This is a genomic window from Thiomonas islandica, from assembly GCF_055383445.1.
This window is the reverse complement of sequence record NZ_AP042391.1, coordinates 1,712,426-1,725,243: the sequence shown is the minus strand read 5'-3', so window position 1 is coordinate 1,725,243 and position 12,818 is coordinate 1,712,426. Positions and strand designations below refer to the sequence as shown.

Here is a 12,818-nt window from a genome sequence, read left to right as displayed (position 1 = left end):
TTTTTCTTTGATGATGCAGGAGAGTTTCATGACCATTGCTTCTCCAACGCGCCGGTTGGCGCTTGGCCTTCTTGGCGCTGCGCTGCTGCCGCTGGCCGGCTGCGCCGTGACCGCCCTGCCGGCCCAGACGCTCTCGATCCCGGCGGACACCAAGATCGCAGTGCTGCCGCTGGCCAACGCCACCGACGTGCCGATGGTCGAGCGCCGGGCGCAGGCCATCACCGTATCGCTGCTGCAGCAAAAGGGTCTTCGCGATGTGCTGGTCTATCCTCAGAAAGCTGGCGACAACCCGCTGGATGCCGAGCCCGCGGTCAGCAGCGCGCAGGCGCTGGCCTGGGCCAGGCAGCAGGGCGCGCGCTACGCGCTGTCGGGCACGGTCACCGAGTGGCGCTACAAGACAGGGGTGGACAGCGAACCCGCTGTGGGACTCACCCTGCAGGTCACCGATGTGCCCAGCGGTCAGGTGGTCTGGAGCGCCAGCGGTGGGCGCTCGGGCTGGGGCTATCAGGCGCTGTCTGCCGTGGGGCAGTCGCAGATCGAGGCGCTGCTGCGCGGCATCAGCGTGACCACCGCGGCGGCCAAATCCTGAGCCTCGCTGCGTGCCGGTCTACATGAAACTCGACAGGCTCTCCACCCGGGTCACGCGCAGTGTGCGCGGCCAGCGGACACGCCTGCGCTGGCAGTGGCTGCGCTACTGGCGGCCTAACACCCAGTCCGGGCGCCTGGCGGCGATGGTCGAGAGCGTGTTGCTGCCGGTGCTGGTGCTCTGGCTGGGGTGGAAACTGCGACCGACCGATCCGCTGGGCGTGCATGCGGGGTTTCCATGGGGCTGGTTCGGCCCCTGGTTGATCGCCGTGCGCTACGGCGCGGGATACGGTCTGTTCGGTGTGGCGCTCTACGCCGGGTTCTGGAAATTTGGCCCGCTGCTGATCACGGCGATTCCCGCAGAACCCTTTCCCGCCGAGTTCTTTCTCGGCGGCATGCTGATGACCCTGATCCTAGGCGAATTCGGCGCAGCGTTCCGCAACCGGCAAGTCCTGCACCGCGAGACGGTCAAGGATCTCACCGCACGGCTGGAGCGCACCAAGCGGCGGTTGTTCGTCATCAAGGAAGCACTCTCCACGCTGGAGCAGGAACTCACCGACCGGCCGATGACACTGCGCGACGCCCTGCTGGATCTGCGGCGCACCTTCGTCTTCCAGGGCAATCGCCCGGCCTTGTCCGCGCCCGAATCGATCGCGGGGCGGCCTGCGCCGCGTCCGCTGCCCGATCCGCGCGCCTTTCTGCAGTTGCTCAGCCAGTCGTGTCGACTAGTCGAAGCGGGCATTTTTGTGCGTGAGATCAACCGGCAGGGGCTGCAATGGCGGCTGGCCGCCGCGCTGGGTCAGGGTCTACCACCAATCGATCAGGATGACCTGCTGATCAGCCGTACCCTAGAGACGCGCCAGGCGGTGCATGTGGCGCAAGCGGCACTGCGCGAATCGACGCAGGATCTGCCCTGGGTGTTTACCGCCCCGCTACGCCTGGACGAGTACGACGAAGTGGACGCACTGCTGGCGGTGCATACCATGCCGTTCATGTCCTTCGAGGAGAACAATCTGCAGCGCCTGCAGGTGCTATGCGCCTCGTATCTCGACTTCATTCAGCTCGAACTCGCGGTCGCTGACGTGCGCGCGGCTTGGGTGGGCGCACCCATCGGGCTGCAGCAGGAATGGGCGCAGCTCAGCGAGCTGGGGCGCAATTTCAAGCTGCGCAGTTATTGCGCCGTGTGGAGCGGTCAGGGGCAGGTCAGCGACGAAGCGCTGGCCGAATTTGCCGGGCTGCAGCCGGTGGAGAGCTCCACCTGGACGCTCAAGGGGCGCGGTGGCAAGCCGGCGCTGGTGGTGCTGCTGCCGCTACTCAGCCCGGCCGGTCTGGCCAACTATCGCCGCGACATGGCGATGCAACTCGGCCAGATTCTCGCCCGCAGCAGCCAGCGGCCGGATCAGGCCTTCGATCTGGACTTTCTCGAGGTGAATGGGGCGCCGGGCTTTCATGAGCTGCACCGTCTGCTGTTGAGCCCACTGCCCGAGTCCCCAACGCCTGCGCAGGCCGTGCAAAGCGCATGAGTCCACTGTTCTACAAGCTCGGCACGATCATCCTCGCCTTCGAGGCGATGGCCGCATGGCTGCTGGTAAGCCGCAACAACGTCGACCTGCTGCTGTTCTGGCTGGTGCATGGCGCCGCCGCGGTGCTGCTGGGCATTTTGCTGTGGACGCTGCTGCCTGCCCCATTGCGCCGGCCGCGGCGCCTGTCGCTGAGTCTGCTGACCGTGCTGGCGCTGTTCTTTCCCATCGTCGGCGTGTTCGGGTTGCTGCTCGCCGCAAGGCTGGCGCAGTGGCTGCCGCTGCGGCAGCGGCTGACCGACCATCTGCGGCAGGCACCCGATCTGCAGGTGTATGCGGTGTCGCACATCAGCGATGCGCAGCAGCGTGAACTGCCCGTGGGGCAAACTGCCCGTATCGCCCGCGACCAGAGCCAGCCGCAGGCGCAGCGCATCCGCGCCGTGCTGGCGCTGCGCGAAATGTCGCCGCGCATGGCCCTGCCGGTGCTGCGCAGGCTGCTGTCCGACCCTGACGAGGAAATCCGGCTGCTCGCCTACGGCATCAGCAACACCTGGGAACAGCGCCTGACCGACAGCCTGCAGGAGGCGCTGCGCGAGATCGAGGCGCTGCGCCAGACCGCTGCCAGCGGCCCGGCACTGGCGCGCGCCGCGCAGCGCGTGGCCGAACTGCAGATGGAATTCATCTACCAAGGGCTGGCGCAAGGCGACCTGCGCGACTTTGCGCTCGAACAGGCGCTGCACTACTGCCACATCGCCCGCGACGCGATGCCGCAGGACACCGGGTTGCAGCTGATGTTTCTGCGCCTGTCGTTGGCTGCCGGACACACCGCCAACGCCCGCGCCGCGCTGGAACAGCTGACCGCGCAGGGCGCCAGCCCCACATTATGGCGGCCCTACGCCGCCGAGCTGGAATGGACCCTGCGTCGCTTCGACCGCGTTGCCTCAACCCTGCAGCCGCTGGGCACACACCAGGTGGCACCGCGCCTGCGCCCAGTGGTGCGGCTCTGGCAGGCAATACCCGGTGGCGCAGCGCCCGAGCCGACCATCGGCCTCGAACCGGCCACGCCACGCCCGGGTGATGCACCACCTGCGCCAGCAGTGACACCCAGGCCAGTCCCGCTGGATGACACCGACCGTCTGTTGCTCGGCTGATCTGCGATGAACCGCCCCGCCCCGTCCCAGCCCGACTTTTCCGACACCCAGCCGCTGCCGCACGAAGCTGCAGCCGAGATCGATGTCATGCTGCTGCTCGAAGGCACCTATCCCTATGTGTCGGGTGGGGTATCGAGCTGGGTGCACCAAATCGTCAGCGGCTTTGCCGACCTGCGCTTTCATCTGGTGTTCCTCGGCTCGCGCGAGCAGGACTACGGCAAGCCGCGCTACCAGATGCCGCCCAATGTGGTCGGTCTGACGCATCACTATCTGTTCAGCGAAGCGGTGCTGCCGCCTGCACGCGAGATGCGCGGCGACACCGCCACTGCCGAGCTGGTCGAGCGACTGCACACCCTGATCCGCGACGGCAAGGATCGTGCCAGCCGCGCCGAGGTGCTGCGCGCCAGCCTCGAAGCCATGCAGGACAAGCTCGACCTGCACTATTTCCTGCATGCGCACCAGTCCTGGGCCTATCTGACCGAGCAGTACCAGCTGCGCTGCACCGACCCGTCCTTCGTCGACTACTTCTGGACGGTGCGCACCATGCACACCCCGATCTGGACCCTGGCCACGCTGGCCCGCACGTTGCCGCGTGCCAAGGTCTACCACACCGTGTCCACCGGCTACGCCGGCTATCTGGGTGCCGTGCTGGCGCGGCTGTACGACAAGCCGCTGATTCTGTCGGAGCACGGCATCTACACCAAGGAGCGGCGCATCGACCTGTTCTCGGCCAACTGGATCAGCGACAACACTCCGGTGCTGGAGCGCACCGCGGGCGACGCCGGCTACTTTCGCCAGTTGTGGATCCAGCTGTTCGAATCGCTCGGGCGCATGTGCTATGACGCAGCCGATCCTGTGATCGCGCTGTACGAGACCAATCGCCTGCGGCAGATCGCAGACGGTGCCGATCCGGTCACCACCTGCTGCATTGCCAACGGCATCAACGTGCCGCCGTTTGCCGCCACGCGCGCGCAGCGGCCGCAATCGCCGCCGCTGGTGATGTGTCTGATCGGCCGCGTGGTGCCGATCAAGGACATCAAGACCTTCATCCGCGCGGTGCGTGTGGCCAGCAACCGCCTGCCCGGGCTGCAGGGCTGGATCGCCGGGCCGGAGGACGAACACCCGGACTACGCCCGCGAGTGTCACGAGCTGGCCGACAGCCTGCAACTGGGCGACACGCTCAAGTTCCTCGGTTTTCAAAAGCTCACCGAGCTCATGCCCAAGATCGGCCTGGTGGTGCTGTCGTCGATCAGCGAAGCGCTGCCGCTGGTGATGCTCGAAGGCTATGCCGCGGGCGTGCCTGCAGTGACCACCGATGTGGGCTCGTGTCGCCAGCTGATTTACGGTCTGGGTGAAGAGGACGAGGCGCTCGGGTCGTCTGGCGCCGTGGTCGGTATTGCCGATGCGCAGGCGCTGGGCGAGGCTTGCGCCGAACTGCTAGGCAATGCCGCACGCTGGCAGGCCGCCAGCCGGGCGGCCATCAATCGGGTGGAGCGTTACTACACCCAGCCCATCATGTTCGACAAGTACCGCGCGGTCTACGACGACGCGCTGCAACGTAGCGCCGCACGCGCCGCGGGCATTGCCGACGCGGTCGGCGCGGTGGCCACCTGGCTGCGTGGCGAGCCGCCACTCGATGCGCCCGTTGCATCGGATCAAGACGAGTCGCTCCCCCTCCCAACCTCCCCCACGGGTGGGGAGGGCCGGGATGAGGACGCCCTCCTGGACAACCTGCACGGGCAGAGAGGACGCAGCCCAAACGAGGGGGCCAACTAGATGGCCGGCATTGGTTTTGAGCTGCGCAAGCTGCTGCGCACCGAGTCCTATCTCGGGCTGCTGCGCGCCTATACCTACGCGTCAATCATCAGTTCCGGGCCGTGGGTGTTTTCCATCATCGGCCTGATCGCAGTCGGAGTGCTGTCGCTCGGTGTGGTCAAGCCCGACCGGCTGATCACCCAGTTCCAAGTGACAGTCACCTATCTCATCATGGCCTCGCTCATTCTCACCGGAGGGCTGCAGCTGGGTTTCACCCGCTGGGTGGCCGACCGGCTGTTCGAGAAGCGCAAGAACGACATTGCCCCGGCCTATTTCGGCGTGGTGCTGGTGACCACGGCCGTCAGTGGCGTGCTGGGCTGGCTGGTGGCGCTCCTGGGCTTTCGCGACGTGAGCAACCTGTACCGCGTGCTCATCGTGGTGGGGTTCACCCTGCTGTCGAACCTGTGGATCACCACGGTGTTCCTCTCTGGGCTGAAGCAATACCGCGCCATCGTCGGGCTGTATGCGCTGGGCTACGGCATGTCGGTGCTGCTGTCTTACGTCTTTCGGCCCTGGGGGCTGGACGGCCTGCTACTGGGCTTCCTCGGCGGTCAGTTCGTCATGTGGGTGCTCATGCTCTGGCTGGTACTGCGCAACTTTCCGGTGGTGCGGCCCATTACGCTCGCCTGCTTCCGCCCCCGCCAGATGTATCTCTCGCTGATCGCCGGTGGTGTGCTCTACAACCTGGGTGTGTGGGCCGACAAGCTCACCTTCTGGTTCACCACCGGCACGTCCACCCCGGTCATCGGCCCGCTGCGCGCCTCGACCATTTACGACCTGCCGGTGTTTCTCGCCTATCTGTGCGTGATTCCCGCCATGGGCATCTTTCTGGTGAAGTTCGAGACCGACTTCGTCGAGTGGTACGACAAGTTCTACACCGCCGTGCGCGAAGGCGGTACCCTGCAGGACATCGCCCGCTATCACGACGGCATGCAGGGCGTGGTGCGCGAGGGGCTCTACCAGATTCTCAAGGTACAGGCGCTCACCCTCCTGGCGGTCTACACCTTCGTGCCCGCGCTGTTTGCCTGGATTGGCATCAGCAGCCTGTACATCCCACTGTTCTTGGTACAGGCGGTGGCGGCAAGCTTTCAGGTGATGCTGCTGGCGGTGCTCAACGTGTTCTATTACCTCGACCGACGGCGCGACGTGGTGCTCATCACCGCCACACTCACGGTGCTCAACTTCGCGCTCAGTGCGGTCTCCATCCAGCTTGGCCCGGCGTTTTTCGGCTACGGCTTTGGTGTGGCGCTGCTCATCAGCTTGATCCTGGGCATGCTGTTGCTGCAGCGCCTATTCCGCAAGCTGGAATATCAGACCTTCATGCTGCAGTGAGAAGTTGTGAAGATTTCGTCGCGAGCGGCCCGATGGCAAGGCGCACGGCGCGTAGAGTCGAGACAAATCAACCAGATCGGCCAGACCCGGGCGCCGCGCAACACCGCAAGCAGGCCGCGCGGCTGGGGCTGAGCGCGCTACTGAGCGTACGTCTGGGGCCTCGCGCCGCGGGCAAGGCTGGCCTGGCGTCGTGGAATGCCCAGCCATGACGGGCGAGATGGACGATTTGCTACGCGTGCATGTGCAGGACATGGACCACGACGCCCACTTCGTGCTCGAGACCCTGCTCAAGCATGAGAGCGTCGAGGACGTGAAATCGAGCTTCGTGCTCGCCGAGGTCAAACCCTTCACCGGCGTGTCGGTGTGACAGGCGGTGATTCCACCGCGGCGGGTTTCGCAATAAGCTGACGTCTGGCCCTTTGACCCGTCCCATGCACAACTCGCCCATCCGTCATTGCACTGCCTGTGGCGCCCAGGTCGTCTATCGCATCCCCGAGGGCGACTCGCGTCCGCGTGCGGTCTGTCCGGCCTGCGGGCATATCCAGTATGAAAACCCGCGCAACATCGTCGGCACCATCCCGGTGTGGAAGGACCAGGTCCTGCTGTGCCGGCGCGCGATCGAGCCGCGCTACGGCCTGTGGACCCTGCCGGCCGGGTTCATGGAAATCGGTGAAAGCACGGCAGATGGCGCGCTGCGCGAAACCCGCGAGGAAGCCGGCGCCGAGGTCGCGCTCAAGGGGCTGTATGCGGTGATCAACGTGCTTGCGGCCAACCAGGTGTATTTCTTTTACCGGGCCGAGCTGGATCAGCCCCGCTGGCACCCCGGCGAAGAAAGCCTGGATGTGCAGTTGTTCCACGAAACCGACCTTCCCTGGGGACAGATCGCGTTTCGCAGCGTGGCGCAAACCCTGCAACAGTATTTCGCCGATTTGCGCACCGGGCATTTCCCGGTCCACACCTTCGACATTGCCTGACTCGCTCAGGCGCATCCGCCGGTCGGCAAGGCCGAACCGGCATTCATGAGTTTCCAGAAGCCGTCAGCGGCAAACAACAGCAACACCGCGCCAGCCACGAGGTGAAACCCACGCCGGTTGGTGCGCTGGCTGATCCAGCGCAGGGTATGGCCCGCAAACAGCATATGCGGCAGGGTGCCCAGCCCGAAGGCCAGCATGGCCAGCGCGCCTTCCCAGGCGGTTGCACTCAGGAACGCCAGCGACAGCGCCGAATACACCAGCCCGCAAGGCAGTAGCCCCCAAAGCAACCCGGCGCCCAGCCGTTTTGCGAACGTATCGAACGGCAGCAGCCGAGACAGCAGCGGCTGCGTCAGCCGGGCGAGCCCCTGCCCGATCCAGCCCGCTCCCACTGCACGCTGCAACCACGCCTGCCAGCGCGGTGATGCCACTTGCTGCAACACCATCCACATCCCCACACCCAGCAGCGTCAGATTGCCCAGGGCGAACAGCGCAAGCTGCACCGGGCGGGCGCTGGCCGCCCATACCCCGGCGCCAATCATCCCGGCGATGCCCCCGAGCATGGCGTACGACAGTACGCGCGCGCCCTGTAGCTGTAGCTGGTTGAGGAGCAACCGTCGTGCCGGCAGCAGCACCCGCTCGCCCGACGCCCGCTCCGACGCCACGACAAGACCGCCGCACATCGCCGCGCAGTGCAGCCCGCCGGTGAGACCCATCAACAAAAGGCTCAGTGGAATGGTTGTATTCATTGCATTGTGCTGTATCCTGTCATCACCCATTCAAGCACATATCGTCGCATTGCAATCCATGAAATCGACCCCGACGCCCAGCGCCACACAGATGGAAAAACCCCATCCTTGCGATGTGTGCTTCCAGAGCAAGTTCTGCCTGCCGATTGCGCTGCAGCCCGCAGAGATGGCGCGCATTCGCGACGTGATCCAGGCCACGGTCCGGGTGCAAAAAGGTGAGACCCTGTTCAGCGCCGGACAGCCCATGACCAAGGTCTATTCGGTGCATGCCGGCTCGTTCAAATCGTATGTCACCAGCTCGGACGGCCGAGAGCAAATCGTCGGATTCCATATTCCCGGGGAACTGATGGGTCTCGAGGGCCTAGGCCAGAACACCTTCTTCACCGACACAGTGGCGCTCGAAGACAGCGAAGTCTGTGAAATCGATCTGCGCGCACTGGAAATGACTGCGCGGGACCTGCCCTCTTTGCAGCATCAGCTGCACAGCATCGTCGGCAACAAGCTCATTCGCGCGCAGCAAGACCAGTTTGCGCTGGGCAGTATGCATGCGGACGAGCGTCTGGCGCGTTTTTTGCTCGATTTGTCCGAGCGCTTCAAGGCGCGCGGCCTATCTCCCGACGAATTCGTGCTGCGCATGAGCCGTGAGGAAATCGGCAGTTATCTGGGGCTCAAGCTTGAGACCGTCAGCCGCCTGATGTCCAAATTCCACTCGGCCGGGCTGATTCATGTCGCGCAGCGCCAGATCCGCATCACCGACCGCAAGGCGCTGGCCGAACTGCTCATGCCGCAGGGCTGAATCCAGCGCGACCGCTCTCGGTCTTTGTCTGTCGGTGTCGTGCGGCCAGACAGCGCGGCCACTGCCACACCTCACACGCCCGGTTCGAGCGTCAGGCTGGTGCCGGGCACCCATACCCCGGCAAGACGCCAGTCGGCCGTCTCCAGATGCACCCGGTAACGCACCGGCTCGAGCGGCGGCGCAAACCCGCTGTACAAGCCCGAGGTGCCGCGGTGCAGATCGATCTGCAGGTCCTTCTGGTTCGACAGCGGGTGGCGCAGCGTCAACCGCAGCGTGTCCTGCGCAACGCTCTGGTTCAGCCTCAGATCGATGCGCCCGCCAGTGACCGACATCACGCCCGACAGGCGCATCGCCTGCGCATGGCGCTCGCGCTGAATGTCACCGCCGACCGCAAGCCCTTTTTTGTAGTAGTGATCGGTGACCAAACTGTCGGGCGACCGGCTGGCCAGAAAAATCGTGTACAGACTCGCCACCACGGCGATCAGTGGCAGCGCCATCAGAAACCAGGGCCAGGGTTCGCGGTACCAAGGGCGGGGGGCGGGTGTGTGCATGACAACTCCTGTGAGGCGTGCGCTCAGGGCACGATGAAGGTGGTCTTGCTGGTCGCGGAAACCGGTTTGGCATCGTCGGACCGGGCGATGATCTCAATCTTGTAGACGCCTTTTTTCGCGCTGTCGACCGGAATGGTCACCTCCAGCGGCGCGAGGATGTTGGTCGCAGGCGGCAGTTCATACAGATTGCGGCCATGCACCGCGATGCCGTCGATCCCCCTGGCCTGGACCTGAATCTTGCGCGGCTTTTCCGTGGTGTTCATCAGCTGGATTTGATAGACGTTCTCGATCAGGCCACCTGGGATTTCGCGAGAGAACACGCCACGGTCGCGCATCACGTTCATTTTGAGCGGATCGCGCAGAGCCAGGCCGCCGACGAACAGACCGATCATCACCAGCAGCAGCGCGGAATAGATCAGAATGCGCGGCCTGAACAGGTGCGCCCACTGTTGGCGCTTGTTCCACTTGTTCTTCAGCGCGTTCTCGCTGGAGTAGCGAATCAGTCCGCGCGGGGAACCGACCTTGTCCATGACCTGGTCGCATGCATCGACACAGGCCCCGCAGCCGATGCACATGTACTGCAAGCCGTCGCGGATGTCGATCCCGGTCGGGCAGACCTGTACGCAGATGCTGCAGTCGATGCAATCCCCCTTGCCCTGCGCGCGCCGATCGCCCCCTTTGACATGCTTGCCCCGCGGCTCACCGCGCTCGGCGTCGTAGGTCACGATCAGGGTGTCCTTGTCGAACATCACCGACTGAAAGCGCGCGTAGGGGCACATGTACTTGCACACCTGCTCGCGCATGAAGCCGGCATTGCCGTAGGTGGCAAAGCCGTAGAACAGGATCCAAAAGGTCTGCCATGGCCCCAGGCTGAGGGTCATGACCTGATGCGCCAGGGTCAAGATCGGAGTGAAATAGCCCACGAAGGTAAATCCGGTCCACAGCGCCAGGGCGATCCACAGTGCGTGCTTGAGGACCTTGGTGCGGATTTTTTTGGCGTTCCACTCTGCGCTGTCCAGGCGGATGCGCGCCAGACGGTCGCCCTCGACCTTGCGCTCGATCCACATGAAGATTTCGGTGTAGACCGTCTGCGGACAGGCATAGCCGCAAAACAACCGCCCGGCGATGGCGGTGAACAGAAACAGGCCGTAGGCGGAAATGATCAGCAGCAGCGCCAGAAAGATCACATCCTGCGGCCACAGGATCATGCCGAAAAAGTAAAACTTGCGCTCCGACAGGTCGAGCAGCACCGCCTGCCTGCCATCCCACTGCAGCCAGGGTAACCCGTAGAACAGCGCCTGGGTGAAGATCACCATCGCTACCCGCCAGTTGTTGAACCAGCCGGTGACCGAGCGGGCGTAAATCTTCTTGCGCACCTCGTACAACCACTCTTCGGAGGTGGTGATGTCGTCGTCGCTGGGGTCGGGTGCCTTGACGTTCATGGGCAGCGTGGGGGCAGATGGAGGGCCATTCGCAGTGGCGCGGGACGCAAATCGACTGCGCCCCGCCAGCGAAATGCTCGGTCAGTGATGGCGTGATCGCGCCTCACTTGGCCGCAGTGGAACCGTGGCTGATGCTATAGATGTATGCGGCGAGCAGGTGGATCTTCTCGGGAGACAGGAGGTCTTTCTGCGCGGGCATCTGGCCGGCACGCCCCTTTTCAATGGTGTGCGAGATGGTTTCGATGCTCGATCCGTACAACCACTGCCGCTTGGGATCGGTCAGGTTCGGAGCGCCCAGCGCCTTGTTGCCGGTGCCATCGGCCCCATGACAGCCAGCGCAGGCCGTAGCGAACAAGGGCTTGCCCTGCGCCGCCAGCTTGGCGTCATGGCTCATGCCGCTCAAGCTGCGCACATAGTTGGCCACCGCCAGCACGCCCGGCTTGCCGCCGACCGCAGCCTCCATCGGCGGCATCATGCCCAGCCGGCCATTGGTGATGGTCTCGACCAGCACCTCCGGGCTGTTGCCGTAGAGCCAGGCGTTCGGGTTTTTCTGAGTCAGATTGGGAAAGCCCTTGGTGCCACCGGCGTCCGATCCGTGGCACTGCGAACAGTAGGTCAAGAACATCCGCTGCCCCGTGGCCATCGCCGTGGGGTTGGCTGCGAGCTCGGAAATCGGCGTTTTCATGTACTTGGCATACAGCGGTTCGATGCGCGCATCGAAGGCGGCGGATTCCTGCTGGTACATCTTGTCGCTGGAAAAGTCGAGCACACCCTTGTAGAACGCCAGACCGCCATAGAGCACCAGATACACCACGGCGAAAACCAGCGTGAGGATGAACAACCCCATCCACCAGCGCGGCAGCGGATTATTGAACTCCTGCAGATCGCCGTCCCAGACATGGCCCGTGGTCGCGATGGGATTGCCCGCCTTGTCGCGAAACACGGTCTGCTTGGCCGTACCGCGCAGGAAGAAGAACAGCGAAATGATCGAAATGATGGTGACGCCGCCGATCCAGAAGGCCCACCCGGGGGAATAGAACTGGTTCATGATTTGGACTTGTCAGAGGTCTGCGAGTCACCGCCCTTGTCGAAGGACTCGGGCGGGTGGTTCTTGGAGTCGAGAAAGGGGATCAGACCGTCCTGCTCATGTTTTTTCTTAAACCGCGGAGAAAACGCCCACCAGACGATGCCGAAGAACACCGCCATGGAGCACAGGAGAACGATCGATCCGAAGGACATGGCCGGCCTCAGTAGTTGATGTAGTTCGCCTTAGACTTGTAGTTGCTCAGCGCCGTCCCCAGACTCTGCAGGTAGGCGATCAGCGCGTCCTCCTTGGTCTTGCCCTCAAGTTCCTTGGGCGCCGCGGCGATTTCAGCATCGGTGTAGGGCACGCCCAGGGTGCGCATCGCGCGCATCTTGGCCTGGATCTTGTCGGCCTCGGCTGGCTGGTGCTGTAGCCAGGTGTAGGCCGGCATGATGCTCTCGGGCACCAGATCGCGCGGCTGGCGCAGGTGCAGACGCTGCCATTCGTCAGAGTACTTGCCACCCACACGCGCCAGGTCGGGTCCGGTGCGCTTGCTACCCCACTGGAAGGGGTGGTCGTAGACCGACTCGCCGGCGACCGAGTAATGGCCGTAGCGCTCGACCTCGGCGCGCAGCGGGCGGATCATCTGCGAGTGGCACAGATAGCAGCCCTCGGCCAGATACACGTCGCGCCCTTCGAGTTGCAGCGCGGTGTAGGGCTTGACCCCAGGAATGGGCTGGGTGGTGGTCTTGTCGAAGAACAGGGGCACGAGCTGAACCAGCCCGGCAATGCTGACGACGATCGCCACCAGCACGATCATCAGACCGACGTTCTTCTCGATGGTCTCGTGACTGAAAGAAGCCATGAATGTCTCCGGAGAAT

Annotated in this window: 14 protein-coding genes; 8 read left to right on the top strand and 6 right to left on the bottom strand. The window is 64.3% G+C overall.

Annotated features, from left to right (window positions below; genetic code table 11):
* Window positions 1–28: 28 nt before the first annotated feature.
* The 7 genes from ACZ47F_RS08445 (at window position 29) to ACZ47F_RS08415 (ending at window position 7,377) form a co-directional block, all read left to right on the top strand.
* On the top strand, window positions 29–589 hold the full coding sequence (locus ACZ47F_RS08445; RefSeq protein ID WP_464924292.1) for a penicillin-binding protein activator LpoB: 561 nt from the start codon (window positions 29–31) through the stop codon (window positions 587–589).
* Between the two features lie 22 nt (window positions 590–611).
* Window positions 612–2,108: a hypothetical protein gene (locus ACZ47F_RS08440; protein WP_464924291.1), complete on the top strand. Its 1,497-nt coding sequence runs from the start codon at window positions 612–614 to the stop codon at window positions 2,106–2,108.
* The gene (locus tag ACZ47F_RS08435; RefSeq protein WP_464924290.1) at window positions 2,105–3,256 is read left to right on the top strand and encodes a HEAT repeat domain-containing protein; all 1,152 of its coding nucleotides are present in this window, start codon (window positions 2,105–2,107) and stop codon (window positions 3,254–3,256) included. The genes ACZ47F_RS08440 and ACZ47F_RS08435 overlap by 4 nt, the downstream gene beginning before the upstream one ends.
* Before the next feature lie 6 nt (window positions 3,257–3,262).
* Entirely contained in the window at window positions 3,263–5,032 is a 1,770-nt protein-coding gene (pelF, locus tag ACZ47F_RS08430; RefSeq protein ID WP_464924289.1) for a GT4 family glycosyltransferase PelF, read from the top strand.
* Complete coding sequence (gene pelG / locus ACZ47F_RS08425) at window positions 5,033–6,403, top strand: exopolysaccharide Pel transporter PelG (protein ID WP_464924288.1); 1,371 nt, start codon at window positions 5,033–5,035, stop codon at window positions 6,401–6,403. It abuts the gene before it with no gap.
* A gap of 217 nt (window positions 6,404–6,620) precedes the next feature.
* Window positions 6,621–6,770, top strand: a complete 150-nt coding sequence (locus ACZ47F_RS08420; protein WP_464924287.1) for an Lrp/AsnC ligand binding domain-containing protein — start codon at window positions 6,621–6,623, stop codon at window positions 6,768–6,770.
* Window positions 6,771–6,834: 64 nt separating this feature from the next.
* Window positions 6,835–7,377 (top strand): NUDIX hydrolase, encoded by a 543-nt coding sequence (locus tag ACZ47F_RS08415; protein WP_464924286.1) that lies wholly within the window; start codon window positions 6,835–6,837, stop codon window positions 7,375–7,377.
* A 5-nt stretch (window positions 7,378–7,382) separates the two neighbouring features.
* Here ACZ47F_RS08415 and ACZ47F_RS08410 read toward each other — a convergent pair whose 3' ends face one another.
* On the bottom strand, window positions 7,383–8,123 hold the full coding sequence (locus ACZ47F_RS08410) for a sulfite exporter TauE/SafE family protein (RefSeq protein ID WP_464924285.1): 741 nt from the start codon (window positions 8,121–8,123) through the stop codon (window positions 7,383–7,385).
* A 58-nt stretch (window positions 8,124–8,181) separates the two neighbouring features.
* On the opposite strand from ACZ47F_RS08410, the gene ACZ47F_RS08405 reads away from it, so the two are divergent.
* The gene (locus ACZ47F_RS08405; RefSeq protein WP_464924284.1) at window positions 8,182–8,919 is read left to right on the top strand and encodes a helix-turn-helix domain-containing protein; all 738 of its coding nucleotides are present in this window, start codon (window positions 8,182–8,184) and stop codon (window positions 8,917–8,919) included.
* Window positions 8,920–8,990: 71 nt separating this feature from the next.
* Here ACZ47F_RS08405 and ACZ47F_RS08400 read toward each other — a convergent pair whose 3' ends face one another.
* From ACZ47F_RS08400 to ccoO, 5 genes are all read right to left on the bottom strand, one after another.
* Complete coding sequence (locus tag ACZ47F_RS08400) at window positions 8,991–9,470, bottom strand: FixH family protein (RefSeq protein ID WP_464924283.1); 480 nt, start codon at window positions 9,468–9,470, stop codon at window positions 8,991–8,993.
* Between the two features lie 23 nt (window positions 9,471–9,493).
* On the bottom strand, window positions 9,494–10,912 hold the full coding sequence (ccoG, locus tag ACZ47F_RS08395; RefSeq protein ID WP_464924282.1) for a cytochrome c oxidase accessory protein CcoG: 1,419 nt from the start codon (window positions 10,910–10,912) through the stop codon (window positions 9,494–9,496).
* A gap of 103 nt (window positions 10,913–11,015) precedes the next feature.
* Entirely contained in the window at window positions 11,016–11,960 is a 945-nt protein-coding gene (ccoP, locus tag ACZ47F_RS08390) for a cytochrome-c oxidase, cbb3-type subunit III (protein WP_464924281.1), read from the bottom strand.
* Complete coding sequence (locus ACZ47F_RS08385; RefSeq protein ID WP_464924280.1) at window positions 11,957–12,151, bottom strand: cbb3-type cytochrome oxidase subunit 3; 195 nt, start codon at window positions 12,149–12,151, stop codon at window positions 11,957–11,959. Before ACZ47F_RS08385 ends, ccoP begins: the two co-directional genes overlap by 4 nt.
* 8 nt (window positions 12,152–12,159) lie before the next feature.
* The gene (gene ccoO / locus ACZ47F_RS08380) at window positions 12,160–12,801 is read right to left on the bottom strand and encodes a cytochrome-c oxidase, cbb3-type subunit II (RefSeq protein WP_464924279.1); all 642 of its coding nucleotides are present in this window, start codon (window positions 12,799–12,801) and stop codon (window positions 12,160–12,162) included.
* Window positions 12,802–12,818: the final 17 nt, after the last annotated feature.